Annotated in this window: 19 protein-coding genes; 9 read left to right on the top strand and 10 right to left on the bottom strand. The window is 62.0% G+C overall.

Translation table 11 applies throughout. From position 1 onward, the window contains the following. Positions 1 to 16: 16 nt before the first annotated feature. From B586_RS03995 to infA, 6 genes are all read right to left on the bottom strand, one after another. Positions 17 to 1,060: a DNA-directed RNA polymerase subunit alpha gene (locus tag B586_RS03995; RefSeq protein WP_047315563.1), complete on the bottom strand. Its 1,044-nt coding sequence runs from the start codon at positions 1,058 to 1,060 to the stop codon at positions 17 to 19. 85 nt (positions 1,061 to 1,145) lie between these two features. Further along, the gene (rpsD, locus tag B586_RS03990) at positions 1,146 to 1,751 is read right to left on the bottom strand and encodes a 30S ribosomal protein S4 (protein WP_047315564.1); all 606 of its coding nucleotides are present in this window, start codon (positions 1,749 to 1,751) and stop codon (positions 1,146 to 1,148) included. A 20-nt stretch (positions 1,752 to 1,771) separates the two neighbouring features. Beyond that, positions 1,772 to 2,188 (bottom strand): 30S ribosomal protein S11, encoded by a 417-nt coding sequence (gene rpsK, locus B586_RS03985; RefSeq protein WP_047315565.1) that lies wholly within the window; start codon positions 2,186 to 2,188, stop codon positions 1,772 to 1,774. Between the two features lie 3 nt (positions 2,189 to 2,191). After that, complete coding sequence (rpsM, locus tag B586_RS03980) at positions 2,192 to 2,566, bottom strand: 30S ribosomal protein S13 (RefSeq protein ID WP_047315566.1); 375 nt, start codon at positions 2,564 to 2,566, stop codon at positions 2,192 to 2,194. 175 nt (positions 2,567 to 2,741) lie between these two features. After that, a complete protein-coding gene (rpmJ, locus tag B586_RS19840) occupies positions 2,742 to 2,855 on the bottom strand; it encodes a 50S ribosomal protein L36 (RefSeq protein WP_082082408.1) in 114 nt (37 codons plus the stop codon). A 38-nt stretch (positions 2,856 to 2,893) separates the two neighbouring features. Then, the gene (gene infA / locus B586_RS03975) at positions 2,894 to 3,115 is read right to left on the bottom strand and encodes a translation initiation factor IF-1 (protein ID WP_003418601.1); all 222 of its coding nucleotides are present in this window, start codon (positions 3,113 to 3,115) and stop codon (positions 2,894 to 2,896) included. 250 nt (positions 3,116 to 3,365) lie between these two features. On the opposite strand from infA, the gene B586_RS03970 reads away from it, so the two are divergent. From B586_RS03970 to B586_RS03930, 9 genes are all read left to right on the top strand, one after another. After that, positions 3,366 to 4,277 carry an LLM class F420-dependent oxidoreductase gene (locus B586_RS03970; protein WP_054880631.1) on the top strand — a complete coding sequence of 304 codons (912 nt, stop codon included), beginning with the start codon at positions 3,366 to 3,368 and terminating at the stop codon, positions 4,275 to 4,277. A 40-nt stretch (positions 4,278 to 4,317) separates the two neighbouring features. After that, positions 4,318 to 5,313: a dTDP-glucose 4,6-dehydratase gene (rfbB, locus tag B586_RS03965; RefSeq protein WP_047315568.1), complete on the top strand. Its 996-nt coding sequence runs from the start codon at positions 4,318 to 4,320 to the stop codon at positions 5,311 to 5,313. Position 5,314: 1 nt separating this feature from the next. Continuing rightward, a complete protein-coding gene (gene rfbC, locus B586_RS03960) occupies positions 5,315 to 5,923 on the top strand; it encodes a dTDP-4-dehydrorhamnose 3,5-epimerase (protein ID WP_054880632.1) in 609 nt (202 codons plus the stop codon). A 43-nt stretch (positions 5,924 to 5,966) separates the two neighbouring features. Next, positions 5,967 to 6,467, top strand: coding sequence for a lipoprotein LpqH (locus B586_RS03955; protein ID WP_054880633.1), 501 nt, complete (start codon positions 5,967 to 5,969; stop codon positions 6,465 to 6,467). Positions 6,468 to 6,568: 101 nt separating this feature from the next. After that, positions 6,569 to 7,312, top strand: coding sequence for a hypothetical protein (locus B586_RS03950; protein WP_054880634.1), 744 nt, complete (start codon positions 6,569 to 6,571; stop codon positions 7,310 to 7,312). Beyond that, positions 7,312 to 8,547, top strand: coding sequence for an FAD-dependent oxidoreductase (locus tag B586_RS03945; RefSeq protein WP_054880635.1), 1,236 nt, complete (start codon positions 7,312 to 7,314; stop codon positions 8,545 to 8,547). The genes B586_RS03950 and B586_RS03945 overlap by 1 nt, the downstream gene beginning before the upstream one ends. After that, the gene (locus tag B586_RS03940) at positions 8,544 to 9,362 is read left to right on the top strand and encodes an aspartate/glutamate racemase family protein (RefSeq protein WP_047315573.1); all 819 of its coding nucleotides are present in this window, start codon (positions 8,544 to 8,546) and stop codon (positions 9,360 to 9,362) included. Before B586_RS03945 ends, B586_RS03940 begins: the two co-directional genes overlap by 4 nt. A gap of 32 nt (positions 9,363 to 9,394) precedes the next feature. Beyond that, positions 9,395 to 10,378, top strand: a complete 984-nt coding sequence (hemB, locus tag B586_RS03935; protein WP_054880636.1) for a porphobilinogen synthase — start codon at positions 9,395 to 9,397, stop codon at positions 10,376 to 10,378. A 5-nt stretch (positions 10,379 to 10,383) separates the two neighbouring features. After that, positions 10,384 to 11,544, top strand: a complete 1,161-nt coding sequence (locus B586_RS03930) for an MFS transporter (RefSeq protein WP_054880637.1) — start codon at positions 10,384 to 10,386, stop codon at positions 11,542 to 11,544. A 23-nt stretch (positions 11,545 to 11,567) separates the two neighbouring features. On the opposite strand, the gene B586_RS03925 is transcribed toward B586_RS03930, so the two are convergent. The 4 genes from B586_RS03925 to B586_RS03910 form a co-directional block, all read right to left on the bottom strand. Continuing rightward, positions 11,568 to 12,212, bottom strand: a complete 645-nt coding sequence (locus tag B586_RS03925) for a PPE family protein (RefSeq protein WP_054880638.1) — start codon at positions 12,210 to 12,212, stop codon at positions 11,568 to 11,570. After that, positions 12,167 to 12,715 carry a PPE family protein gene (locus B586_RS03920; RefSeq protein ID WP_054880639.1) on the bottom strand — a complete coding sequence of 183 codons (549 nt, stop codon included), beginning with the start codon at positions 12,713 to 12,715 and terminating at the stop codon, positions 12,167 to 12,169. The genes B586_RS03925 and B586_RS03920 overlap by 46 nt, the downstream gene beginning before the upstream one ends. A gap of 54 nt (positions 12,716 to 12,769) precedes the next feature. After that, positions 12,770 to 13,090 (bottom strand): PE family protein, encoded by a 321-nt coding sequence (locus B586_RS03915; RefSeq protein ID WP_082607506.1) that lies wholly within the window; start codon positions 13,088 to 13,090, stop codon positions 12,770 to 12,772. Positions 13,091 to 13,715: 625 nt separating this feature from the next. After that, positions 13,716 to 14,240, bottom strand: coding sequence for a bifunctional adenosylcobinamide kinase/adenosylcobinamide-phosphate guanylyltransferase (locus B586_RS03910; protein ID WP_054880641.1), 525 nt, complete (start codon positions 14,238 to 14,240; stop codon positions 13,716 to 13,718). Between the last annotated feature and the right edge of the window lie 22 nt (positions 14,241 to 14,262).

Raw genomic sequence — 14,262 nt, 5'->3', positions numbered from 1 at the left:
CTAGATGCGAAAGGCTTTAGAGCTGTTCGGTTTCGGCGTAGTCCTGGTCGTCGTAGGCGCCGTCGGTGGACCACGTGCCGGTGGCGACGTCGTATCCGGCGACCTCGGACGGGTCGAAACTGGCCGGGCTGTCCTTGAGCGACAGACCCAGCTGGTGCAGTTTGACCTTCACCTCGTCGATGGACTTCTGCCCGAAGTTGCGGATGTCGAGCAGGTCGGACTCGGTACGGCTGACCAGCTCGCCGACGGTGTGCACACCCTCGCGCTTGAGGCAATTGTAGGACCGTACGGTCAGATCCAGGTCGTCGATCGGCAGCGCGAACGACGCGATGTGGTCGGCCTCGGCCGGCGACGGCCCGATCTCAATTCCTTCAGCCTCCACGTTCAGTTCTCGCGCCAGACCAAACAACTCGACCAGCGTCTTACCCGCCGATGCCAGCGCGTCGCGGGGGGTGATCGAACTCTTGGTCTCCACGTCGAGGATCAGCTTGTCGAAGTCGGTGCGCTGCTCCACTCGGGTGGCGTCCACCTTGTAGGTCACCTTCAGCACCGGCGAGTAGATGGAATCGACTGGGATGCGACCGATTTCGGCACCCGAAGCCCGATTTTGCACCGCCGGCACGTAGCCGCGGCCACGCTCGACGACGAGCTCCACTTCGAGCTTGCCTTTGTCGTTCAGCGTCGCGATGCGCATGCCAGGGTTGTGCACGGTGACGCCGGCCGGCGGCACGATGTCACCGGCAGTGACCTCACCCGGACCCTGCTTGCGCAGGTACATCGTGACCGGTTCGTCCTCCTCCGAGGACACCACCAGACCCTTGAGGTTCAAGATGATCTCAGTGACATCCTCTTTGACCCCCGGCACCGTGGTGAACTCGTGCAAGACGCCATCGATACGAATGCTGGTGACGGCCGCGCCGGGAATCGACGACAGCAGCGTACGGCGCAGCGAGTTGCCCAGGGTGTAACCGAATCCCGGCTCCAACGGTTCGATGACGAACTGGGACCGGTTGTCGGTGAGGATGTCCTCGGACAGGGTGGGTCGCTGTGAGATCAGCATCGGTGTTCTTTCTCCTTCTCGGCACCCACTATTTGATGCCGTTAGGTTTCCCGCCGGTGCGGATGCAGCGGCGGAAGTCTGGGCTTTACTTCGAGTAATACTCGACGATCAGTTGCTCGGTCAGCGGCACTTCGATCTGCGCACGCTCCGGCAATTGGTGGATCAGGATGCGTTGGCGCTCGCCAACGACCTGCATCCAGCTCGGGATCGGTCGATCCCCCGCGGTCTCCCGCGCGATCTGGAACGGCACCGTGTTGAGCGAGGAGTCCCGCACGTCGATGATGTCGTACTGCGACACCCGGTAGCTGGGGACGTTGACGTGCACGCCGTTGACGCTGAAGTGCCCGTGGCTGACGAGCTGACGGGCCATCCGGCGGGTGCGGGCCAGCCCGGAGCGGTAGATCACGTTGTCGAGCCGGCTTTCCAAGATCTTCAGCAGTTCCTCACCCGTCTTACCGGGCTGACGCACGGCCTCTTCGTAGTAACGGCGGAACTGTTTTTCCATGACGCCGTAGGTGAAGCGGGCCTTCTGCTTCTCCTGCAGCTGCAGCAGGTATTCGCTTTCCTTGATCCGCGCGCGACCGTGCTGACCAGGCGGGTAGGGACGCTTTTCGAACGCCTGGTCGCCGCCGACGAGGTCGGTGCGAAGCCGGCGTGATTTGCGGGTGATGGGTCCGGTGTAACGAGCCATGATTATCTCCTAGACCCCTTCTAGACTCTTCTGCGCTTGGGCGGGCGGCAGCCGTTGTGCGGCTGGGGAGTGACGTCGGAGATCGCGCCCACCTCCAGGCCAGCGGCCTGCAGCGACCGGATCGCGGTCTCCCGGCCCGAGCCCGGGCCCTTCACGAACACGTCGACCTTGCGCACCCCATGCTCCTGGGCCTTGCGGGCGGCGTTCTCGGCCGCCAGCTGCGCGGCGAACGGAGTCGATTTCCGCGAGCCCTTGAAGCCGACGTGGCCCGATGACGCCCAGGCAATGACGTTGCCCTGCGGGTCGGTGATGGTCACGATCGTGTTGTTGAAGGTGCTCTTGATGTGCGCAGCACCGTGCGGGATGTTCTTCTTTTCTCGCTTACGGGTCTTCTGCCCCTTCTTGGGACCCGCCGCGCTTACCTTCTTCGGTGGCATGGGTTACCTGGCCTTCTTCTTGCCTGCGATGGTGCGCTTGGGGCCTTTGCGGGTCCGCGCGTTGGTCTTGGTCCGCTGGCCGCGCACCGGCAGGCCCCGGCGGTGCCGCAGACCTTGGTAGCAGCCGATCTCCATCTTGCGGCGGATGTCGGCCTGCACCTCGCGACGCAAGTCACCTTCCACCTTGAGGTTGGCTTCGATGTAGTCGCGCAGGTGGGTCAGCTGGTCATCGGTGAGATCCCTGGTCCGTAGGTCCCGGTCAATGCCGGTGGCCTCCAGGATTTCGTTGGAGCGGGTGCGGCCAATGCCATAGATGTAGGTCAGGGCGACCTCCATCCGCTTGTCGCGCGGCAGGTCGACGCCGACTAGTCGAGCCATAGGTGGCGTTTCCTCTTATCTCATGCGGAGGTCTGGTCCCAGTCCGTTCCCTGCGCCCAAAAAGGGATTTGGTGCGGGGCCCGGCCTCCGTCCGGGCGTGGCTGAGCTGGCCCATCTGATCGATGCCAGCCGCTCAGTGGTACTGGGAGGTCTGATTCAGTTGTTTGCGCTCAAGCTACCCTTGCCGCTGCTTGTGGCGCGGATCCGAGCAGATCACCATGACCCGCCCGTGCCGACGGATCACCCTGCACTTGTCGCACATGGGCTTTACGCTCGGGTTCACCTTCACAGCAGTCTCGGTCCTGTTCTCTGGTCTGGGCGTTTTCGTTACTTGTACCGGTACACAATGCGTCCCCGGGACAGGTCGTAGGGCGACAACTCCACCACCACCCGGTCCTCGGGCAGGATGCGGATGTAGTGCTGCCGCATCTTGCCGCTGATGTGGGCGAGCACCTTGTGACCGTTCTCCAGCTCAATGCGAAACATCGCATTGGGCAGGGGTTCGACCACGCGACCCTCGACCTCGATGGCACCGTCCTTCTTGGCCATTGCTTACCGGCTGTCCTTATCTTCCCGCTCGTCCCAGTCCGGGTGCCCGGATCGGCGCAGCATTCACTCCAACTTCAAACGTGAGCCGGTGACAGGAAAATTCCAGGACTGAGCACGCAAAAAGTCGGCGCGATGAAGCACCGTTGTTCTACGATACCCCGTCATTCGGCTTCACCAAAATCCCCGCAGTGCCGGGTCACCGCACCAGCCGCAGCGGAATAGGTGCAGCACGCTGCCGGTTGGTGACACCATGACCGACTCTGAGACCGACTCTGATGCCAATGCTCGTGCCAGTGTAAAAGCCAGCAAGCCCAATCTCGGCAGGTTCGGATCGTTCGGACGCGGGGTAACACCCCAGCAAGCCAAGGAAATCGAGTCGTTAGGCTACGGGGCCGTCTGGGTGGGTGGCTCACCGCCCGCCGAACTGGCTTGGGTCGAACCCCTCCTCGAGGCGACCACCACGCTGCAGGTCGCCACTGGCATCGTCAACATCTGGTCGGCGCCCGCCAAGGCGGTGGCCGAGTCGTTTCATCGGATTGACAAGGCCTACCCGGGCCGCTTCCTACTCGGTATCGGCGTCGGCCATCCCGAGGCGACGAACGAATACCGCAACCCCCAGAACGCACTGGTCGCGCTGGCGGCGTACCTGGATGAGCTCGACGACTTGCAGGTGCCCGCCAACCGCCGGGTGGTCGCGGCGTTGGGTCCTCGAGTCCTCGGGCTCTCGGCGCAACGCAGCGCCGGAGCGCACCCGTACCTCACCACACCAGAACACACCGCGCAGGCCCGGGAACTCGTCGGCCCGGCGGCGTTCTTGGCGCCCGAACACAAGGTGGTATTGACCACCGACCCTAACCAGGCCCGCGCGGTCGGTCGCAAGGCCCTGGACATGTACTTCAACCTGACCAATTACCGCAACAACTGGAAGCGGCTGGGCTTTTCCGACGACGAAATCACCCGGCCGGGCAGCGACCGGCTGGTCGACGCCGTGGTCGCCTACGGCACTGCGGACGCGATCGCGGCACGCCTACGCCAGCACCTCGAGGCCGGCGCCGACCACGTCCCTGTTCAAGTCCTCACCACGGGGGACAACACCACGGGGGACAACCTGGTTTCAGCACTGGCCGAACTGGCCGGGCCGCTCGGACTGACTCCCTCATGACCGGGCCCGTACCTGGCTAGCGCTCCGCTAGGGTTTGACCATGCGGTTATTGGTCACCGGCGGCGCCGGCTTCATCGGCGCCAATTTTGTGCACAACGCGGTACGCGACCATCCCGACGACATCGTGACAGTGCTCGACGCCATGACTTACGCGGGCAGACGCGAATCGCTAGCCGACGTCGACCAGGCCGTCAGGCTGGTGCAGGGCGATATCACCGACATCGAGCTGGTTTCCCGGCTGGTCGCCGAGTCCGACGCGGTCGTGCATTTCGCCGCCGAAACCCATGTAGACAACGCGCTCGACGACCCAGAGCCGTTCCTGCGCACTAACGTCATCGGGACGTTCACCATCCTGGAGGCGGTGCGACGCCACGGTGTACGGCTGCACCACGTCTCGACCGACGAGGTTTATGGCGACCTGGAGCTCGACGAACCGACAAGATTTACCGAGTCAACGCCCTACAACCCGTCGAGTCCGTACTCGGCAACCAAAGCCGCCGGCGACATGTTGGTCCGCGCCTGGGTGCGCTCCTACGGCGTGCGGGCGACGATTTCCAACTGCTCCAACAACTACGGGCCATACCAGCACGTCGAGAAGTTCATCCCGCGCCAGATCACCAATGTGCTCACCGGGCGCCGGCCCAAGTTGTACGGCACCGGTGCCAACGTCCGCGACTGGATCCACGTCGACGACCACAACAGCGCCGTCTGGCGAATCCTCGAGAAAGGCCAGATCGGCCGCACCTACCTCATCGGCGCCGAGGGCGAGCGCAACAACCTGACCGTGCTGCGCACGCTGCTGCAGATGATGGGCCGAGACCCCGACGATTTCGACCACGTCACCGACCGCATCGGCCACGACTTGCGGTACGCGATCGACCCGACCCCGCTGTACGACGAATTATGCTGGGCACCAAAGCACACGGACTTTGACGAGGGATTGCGCGCCACCATTGACTGGTATCGCGACAACGAATCGTGGTGGCGACCGTTGAAGGACGCCGCGGAAGCGCGCTACGAAGAACGAGGTCAGTAAAATGGATGTCCGCGAACTGGACATCCCGGGCGCCTGGGAGATCACCCCTACCATTCATGGCGATTCCCGCGGAATGTTCTTCGAATGGCTCACAGACAGTGGGTTCAGCGCATTCGCCGGTCACCGCTTAGACGTCCGACAAGCCAACTGCTCGGTGTCCTCGGCCGGTGTGCTGCGTGGCCTGCATTTCGCGCAACTGCCACCGAGCCAAGCCAAATATGTGACCTGCGTGTCCGGTTCGGTGTTCGATGTCGTCGTCGATATCCGTTTGGGCTCACCAACCTTCGGCCGTTGGACCTCCGTTATGCTCAACGACTCCGACCGGAAGACCATCTATATCTCAGAGGGTCTCGCACATGGATTCCTTGCACTGCAAGATAATTCGACAGTGATGTACCTATGCTCTGCGGAATACAACCCAACGCGCGAGCACACCATCTGCGCCACAGATCCGGCCCTGGCCATCGACTGGCCGATGGTTGACGGCGTTGGCCCGCACTTGTCCGAGCGCGATGCCGCAGCCCCCAACCTTGACGACGTACGCGCGTCTGGCCTACTACCGACCTGGGAACAGACGCAGCGATTTATCGCCGACCTCGGCCGCAAATAGCGACGCGGCCATCGCGGGTTACCACCGACGAAGGAGAATTTTGGTGAGGCATGAGTTGTTGGTCGCCGTCGGCGCCATCACGATCGTTGCCGGCGCGGCCGGCTGCAGCGGGGGCTCACAGGCTCCCGCCCCGTCGTCAAGGACGACCACGTCGTCGAGCGCAACCACCAGCTCGGGCCCCACAACCGTGTCGAGCAGCACTGCCGCAGCAGCCGGAGAAGCGAAGGTCACCATCGGCGGCCAGCCACAAAACGTCAGTGGTCCAGTCGTGTGCTCGACGACGAACGGCAAGTTCTCTATCGCGATCGGTGACATGATCACCGGCGTCATCGTTGGCATGGAGCCGGACGCATCGGTGGTCCACAACGCCGGCCTCGGCACCATCGACGGTGTGGTCATGGCTTTCACCGAGGGTGTCCCCGGCGAGAACGCCAGTGCCACCAAGAACGGCAACACATACCAAATCACCGGGACAGCCAGCGGTGTGGACAATGCCGGTCAGCAGGTCCATAAGCCTTTCGAAATCGAAGCCACCTGCCGCTAACACCACCGCTGAGCAAATCCGCCCGGCACAAGGGCGACCCCCGGGTACACTTCGGAGAGCCTCCTCGGATCGACCCCGCAAGATGCCCGAAAGGTTCGGCCGTGGCAACCGACGTCCATGTGGGTCCACTTCGCGAACAACGGCGCAAGCCGCGCGTCGGGCTGATCGTGCCACCGGCCAACACAGCAGTAGAAGACGACTATCTGACACTAGGCGGTGACGTCTTCGCCTTCTCGACCGCCCGGTACGGCGTGTATCACGATGTCGGGCTGCGACAACGCCTCGACCGCTACGCCGCCGAGTTGCCTTCCCGTCTTATGAGTTTCGGAAGCATGCCGCTGCACGCGATCATGGCTTGTTGCAGCGGCAACCACTACCTTCAGGGTTTTGACGCCGACCTGCGCGACTGCCGCACCGCGTCAGAGTGCACCGGTGTAATTACGGTATCGACCACCGTGGCAGTTGTCGCCTGGCTACGCCACCGCGGCATCAATACCATCACCATCGCGTCCCCGCATCCCGATTGGCTCACCGATCTATCTGAAAAATACTGGACCAGTGCAGGTTTCGAAATCGATTCGGTGATCCGCGTGGTCGACAAAACCACCGGCATGACGGCTGGTTCGCCTTATCAGCTTGGCACCGACGACATCGTCACCGCCGTGCGCGATGCCGAGCTCTTGGGTACACCCATCCTCCTGGTAGGCACCGGGGTGCACACCCAAGCTGCTGTCACCACGTTGACCCAACAGTTTACTGGGCAAGAGTTCTACACATCGAACTCGTGTGGGGCGGCCTGGCTTCGACTCACGTTGGATAACCCAAACCCATTGGCGAGGTTGTGATGAACCCGCATGCGGTTGTCGTCGGCGCAGGTCCGGTGGGAGCACTGGCGGCGCTGCTACTGGCCAAGAGTAACGTTGCCGTTACCCTCGTGGAGCGCAACGACAAGCTGATCACCGCATCCCAAGCATCCACTTTTCATCCGTCAACGTTGGATCTCCTTCGAACGCTCGGCATCGAGCTAGCTTCCGACCCCGACGCCGTCGCCGTGACCTCGGTGCAGTGGCGCGACAACCGCGGAGACATTCGCGCGGAGCTTGATTATCGGTTGCTCGCCGACCTCACTAATCATCCCTTCCGAATCCATCTCGATCAACAGGCCCTCCTTGACCGAGCGGCCCAGCTGATCGCAGCTGAGCCCGCGATCGAACTTCGTGCCGGGGTAGCAGCGATCGACCTCAACCCGGCCCGGCCCAGCGTAACCACCTTGACGAATAACGGGCAACGCCAAATCATTACAGCCGACGTGATCATCGGGTGCGATGGATCGCATTCATTGATTCGGCAACTAGCCGGGATACCGATGCTAGTGCGGAACTATCCAACCGTCGCGCTTCGCGCACACGCCCATGCGGATCTTGCCGCACTACTGCCGACCCAGGCGCCACCACCCTTATCGGGGCTGTGCTACTTCCGAGGCAACGATGACGGCGTCAGCGCATTACGCATGAAAACCGCAACCCGCCTTATCGTACGGTCGGCGAACAGCCAGCCCGACCGGCGCCGGGTAGCCGACGCGGTGGCCAACGCGACGCCTTGGAAAGCTGGCGATCTCGCTATCGACCGGATCGATAGCTACCCACTCGGTCGCGGTGTCGTCGACTCGTACCTATCCGACCTCGGTTCTGTCGTAGTAGTCGGAGACGCAGCCCATGTGACATCGACCGCGGGCGGACTGAACATGAATTCCGGGATCCACGATGCATTTGCCATCATGCCAGCACTAGCCGACTGGCTGCACCGGCGAATCGACAAGTCCGTCGTTGCGCGAATCACTGAGGCACGCAGGCAATACCTGCTCAACGAAGTAATTCCGCGTAGCGAACGTCGAGTCCGCGGACTACAAGACGACGACCTTCATCGCTTTACTACGCATCTGGATGACATCGCGACGCTTGCCGAAAACTGCGATGCAGCAAAGCAGTTCCTAATCGAAGCTTCTCTTCTAGACACCCCCCTGCATGATCTGCCCAACGAAACATCTCAATCTCGAGTCCTACAGGTAGGAATGCGATGAAGATCTGGCTGCAGAAACATATCGTTGCCGGGCGTTTGTCGTTACTCGATGACTGGTACCAGCAACATATTTCGGCTGTCGTCGACCCCGGCACCGAAGTGGTTATCCACACCTTGCCACGTCGCACATACTCGACCGATACCCCGTACGACTACGTGCAATACGGCGTAATCGCGCTCCGCTTCAATCAGTACTTCGCCGAGACGGCAGCCCAAGCCGAGCGCGAGGGATACGACGCCTGGGTGATCGCCGCAGGCCAAGACCCCGGCCTGTCTGCAGCACGCAGCATGGCAACCATCCCAACCCTGGGACTTGGCAGAACCGCATCCAATTACTGTGCTCAACATGATATTCGGTTTAGCTTCATTGGAATGGTCCCCGGCCTGCGTGAGCCAATAATCGAGAATGTACGGCGTTACCGCGCTGATCATCTGCTGGCAAGTTACGAACTGATACCGGGCAGCATTACCGCGACCACGTTGGCAGTAAATGGGGACCCAGAACAGTTCCTTGATGAGTTCGCCGCGGCGGCCGGGCATGCATCGTCGGCGGGTGCCCAAGTCCTCATACCTGCCACAGGATTGCCTGCTGAAATCATGTGGCACTACCGAGTTCGCGAAGTTGCGGGCTTGCCACTACTGGATCCTCTTGGGTTGCTACTGAAGTCGGCCGAAACCGAGGTGCGGCTCCGCGCGGCGCACTGCACCGCGCGACCCTCCACCGGATATTGGTTCGCGCGTCCCGACGCGGAAGTCCTGGCGCATATCGATTCGGTCTTTGCCTCGAACCACATCGAACGGGGGTACTCCGCATGAGTATTTCGTTCCCCCGTGGAGAAGCGCCGCCAATGGCAGCCACTCCGGATCGGCCGCGCCGGCTGCGACGCACGCCAGCGCTACGTCGCCTCACCGCCGAGGTGCGGTTGGCTCCGTCCGCTCTTATCCAGCCAATTTTTGTCAGGGATGGCATCGACCACCCGCACGAAGTCCGATCAATGCCGGGGGTGTTCCAGCATTCAGTGGATTCTGCCGTGCAAGCCGCTGCCACCGCAGCAGCCGTCGGAGTTGGTGGCGTCATCCTCTTTGGCATCCCGTCGGTCAAGGACGAAATCGGCGCGGAGGCATCTGATCCCGACGGGATCACGCAGCGAGCGCTGCGAGCCGTGGTCCGCGAGGTAGGCGACAAGACCGTGGTGATGACCGATATCAACCTCGACGAATACACAACGCACGGCCACAGCGGTGTGCTCGGTCCCGGCGGCGACGTCGACAACGATCAGAGCATCATCAGGTTCGCTGAAGTAGCAGTGGCACAAGCGGATGCCGGAGCCCACGTCGTCGCACCGAGCGGCATGATGGACGGTCAGATCGGGGTGATTCGCGCACATCTGGACGCGGCTGGCCATCAGTCGGTCGCGGTGATGGCGTATGCAGTCAAGTACGCATCCGCGTTCTATGGACCGTTCCGTGAAGCGGTGAGGTCGTCACTGGTCGGTAACCGCCGCACATATCAGCAGGATCCCGCCAACATCAAAGAGTCGGCCCGCGAAGTCCTTTTGGATGTAGCCGAGAGTGCCGACATCATCATGGTCAAGCCTGCCCTGCCTTACCTCGACATTATCGCCAAAGTGGCTGATATGGTACATCTTCCGGTAGCCGCGTACCAGACATCCGGCGAGTACGCGATGGTCGAGGCGGCGGCCGCGCAGGGGACGCTGGACCGTACCGAAGCGATTCGCGAATCCCTGCTGGCGGTCCGGCGGGCCGGCGCCACCAGCATCCTTACCTACTGGGCCACCGAGGCAGCCGACGCAATCGCGGGTTGGGGCTAATAGCGATGCGAAAGGTCGTACTGCTCGCGATCGGCACGTTCGCGCTCGGCATGGGTACATTCATCATTGCCGGATTGGTTCCGCAGATCGCGACGGCGTCGCATACCACCGAGTCGAACGTCGGGCAGCTGGTCACGGCCTTTACCCTCTGCTATGCGGTATCAGGCCCATTGCTCTCAGCGACCCTCACCAAGTTGAGCACCAAAACACTTCTGCTCGCATCGATCATTGTGTTCACTCTTGGCAACATTGGTACCGCTGCCTCCAATTCATTCGCAGTGCTGCTGCTGTCCCGAGCCGTCGCCGGCGTTGGCGCCGGTCTGTATTCGCCGACCGCAGCGGCGGCCGCTGCCTATCTGGTGCCGCCGCACCAGCGGGGCCGCGCCTTATCAGTCATCCTCGGCGGACTCAGTGTTGGGACCGTCCTCGGCGTGCCCGCAGGCATGCTGCTGGCGCGGGCACACGGCTGGCAGTCGGCATTATGGCTACTAACCGGCGTCGGGATCGTCGCTGGCCTCGGCATTGTCCGATTCATGCCGCACTTGCACATCGGCGCACCACCGGGGATCAAGACGCGATTGGCCACCCTGGTGGATAGCCGCGTGACACCGATCGTCGTGGTGTCACTGTTGTTCAACATTGCCAGCCTCGGCCTGTACACCTACATTGCGCCCGTTTTGAGAGCCGTCGCCGGAATCACCAATCCTACGCTGTATCTGTGGATTTGGGGGGTCGGGGGTATCGTCGGGGCATTTGCTATCGGACCGTTTATCGACCGGACGGCCAGCACCTCCCGAGTGATGCTGATCGTCTTAGCCATGTTGACGGTGTCTATCGCAGTGATCACGCCCGCTGGCGGTGTCATCGCCATTCTCTGTGCGGCACTGGCAGTCTGGGGTGCTGCCGGATTCGGATCTCCCCCGCCGCAACAACATCTGTTGTTGGAGCGTGCGCCGGACCGCGGCGCCATCGCTGTTGCGGTCAACGCGTCGGCGATCTACCTGGGCAGTGCGATCGGTAGCAGTCTGGGTGGTATCGCGTTAGGCGCTGGAGTGTCGGCGAGGACGTTACCGCTGTTCGCGTCGGGATTCGTGGTCCTCGCGGCCGTTGTGTATGTCGTGCTCGTGGTGCCTCAGCGGGTGCCGCGATCCGAGGCAGTGCACTAGTGACAGCCCGGGTGGCTGGCCGACTAAACCGTGGCAGACGCCTGAGCAAACCCGGTCTCGGTGATCTCCGGTGGCTTCGGCCACGGAGTCATCGTCGACAATGTGTCCAACACGTTAGCTGCATAGGTGTCCATTGCCTTGGCGTCCCGAGCCCAGAACTGCTGATATTGCGCCTCGAGGGCCGCGATCGCCACGGTGTTCTCCCCAAACAGGTCCGACTGGATCAGCTCGTGCACCCTCGTGCGGTTATAGGCGATCACCGCCGGGGACACCACCGCCTTACGCGCGTCGGCGTAGGCACCCACCAGGCGGAAGGCTTGTGTGGCGGTCCGATAGATATCGTGGACGAAGGTGTACAACCACTCCTGATAGAGCGCGGCCGCCTCGGCCATCCGGATCGCCGACGGACCTGACCACTGCGCATTCAGCTTCGTGAGCGCTTCCCCGAACAGCTTAGGGGCGCTAGCCATCTCGTTAAACAGCTGCTTCCACTGTCTGGCGGCGGCATATATCGAGTCATGACCCGCGCCGGCATACATCTTGCCAGAGATAATTTCCGGTGGTAGCGCTCCGAAATACATCTCTTCGTTCTCTTCCTGCCGGGATGGGCCGCGACGGTCTTCTAGCTCACCTGGGCCCCGCTGATGATCTCCGGCGGCTGCGGCCACGGAGTCAACTTCGACAACGCATCCAACACCTCTTGGGCATAGATCCACATCTGCGCGGCGTCCTCGGCCCAGAATCGGTCATATTCCGCGTCGAGCTTGGCGATCTCCTCAGCGTATTCCCCGGCCATGTCGTCATAGCGCAGCATGGCCGCGTGATAGCGGTTCCAGGCGATATCGTTCGGGTGGACCATCTTCTCGAGCGCATATTCATAGGCTTTTAGGAGACGGAAAACCTGTTCGGAGGTCCTACGGATCTGCAGGGTGAAGGTCTCCAACCACTTCTGATACGGCACGACCGCTTCTGCCATCCGGATTTCCGACGGACCTTGCCAGTGCTCTTGCAGCACCTTGACCACCCTAGTTAACGACGTATACGTGCAACACATCGCCGTAAACATGTACTGCCACCCCTCGGCGGCGGCAAACAGCTTGTTAGGTCCCGCGCCGGTATACATGTTGTCGGAGTTCGTCTCCGGTGGTAGCGCTTCGAATTCGAAAAGCATCTCTTTGTCCCGTTGTTCCTTCCTGCTGGCCTGCTGGTATCGCCTGCAGCGAGATCAGGCGAAGGTTTGAGCGTTGTTGTCCTCGGCGGTCGAATACGCAGCGGAGCTGTCCGCCAAGACCTCGGAAAACTGGTCAAGAATCGCCATGCCCTGAGCGAGGGTCTGCTGATACTGCTCGGTGTACATCCGCAGGAACGTTGCCGCCTTCTGCGACAACGCGTCGATAGCCGGGGCCGCAACACCGGTCAGCGCCGAGGACACCTGGCCGTTGAACTCCACCGCATGAGCGCTAGCGGCCCGTACGTCTTCAGCCGCTGTCTTCAACGCTTCGGGGACTGCGGATACAGCCCCGGGGACTGCGGATACAAAAGACATACCAACTCCTTTTCGAAGAACCCCAGCAATTGCCGGGGGATGGTCACGTAACCGTTTACTTGTACTGTCGGCACCGCCGGAATTTGGTGGTGCGACGCGGCTCTCACCGCACGCAGTTATGTGACGGGCGCAATAGGTTAAATCCACCCGAACTGCCGCAGTCCAACGTGCAAACTACACACAACAAGTCCCACGTGCAATCGGAACCAGAAGGACGCTGCAATCCACAGCGTTGGACGTTCTCCCGGAAACTCCAGAACCTGAATTAAGTACCGTGATCTGCGTGCAAAATCGTTGCGCTACTGCGGCTTCAGTGCACGACGGCCACGTCGAACGCATTGCTGACGGGTGTCATCAATGACATCTGCGTCAATAAACAAGGGGCCGGCACAATCCCGTCTCGGTGGCGACGCCGGCCACCGATTCACCCCACCGCGGCAGCTGAAACTATTTGCCGACGCACTATCGCCAGACACATTTGCCGGGGCATGCGGCCCGATAACCGCTTTGCCCAACGCACAACAAATTCGCAGCGTCCGGCCGATCCCATTGTGGCGGATATCCATCTGTGGTTCGCACCACAGCAGTCGGCGCCGTGCTGCTGCACCACGTCGGTAGCCGACCCTTAAAGCTTGAGCACCCGTCCGGCGATGACCAGATGTACCTCGTCGCAGACGGCCGCCACGCGTTGGTTGATCGCGCCGAGCAGATCCCGAAACAGCACACCCGAACGATGGGCAGGCACCACACCGAGGCCGACCTCATTCGTCACCACGACCGCATCGGGCAATCCGATCAACGCCCCACACAGCCCGTCGAGTCGCGCCTCAACCGCAACGTAGACGTCAGCGGTCGTACCATCCCACAGCGCTTCGCGATCCATGAGAGCCGTCAGCCAACTGCCCACACAGTCCACCAGGACGGGACACCGCGCCTCGGACAAAACCGTTGCGACGTCAGCGGTTTCCACCGTCCGCCAGGTCGGTGGGCGACGAGCCCGATGCAGCGCGACGCGATAATCCCAGTCGGGATCGCTGCGATCGGCGAGGCGGCCAGGAGCGACATAAACAACGTCTGCGGCATCGGCCAACAGCGCTTCAGCGTGCGTGGACTTTCCCGAGCGGACGCCGCCAGTAACCAAAATCCGCACCGCGTCATGGTAAACGGCGCGT

Origin of the sequence: Mycobacterium haemophilum DSM 44634, from assembly GCF_000340435.2 — a bacterium.
Taxonomy (GTDB): domain Bacteria; phylum Actinomycetota; class Actinomycetes; order Mycobacteriales; family Mycobacteriaceae; genus Mycobacterium; species Mycobacterium haemophilum.
This window is presented reverse-complemented; position numbering and strand designations above follow the sequence as displayed.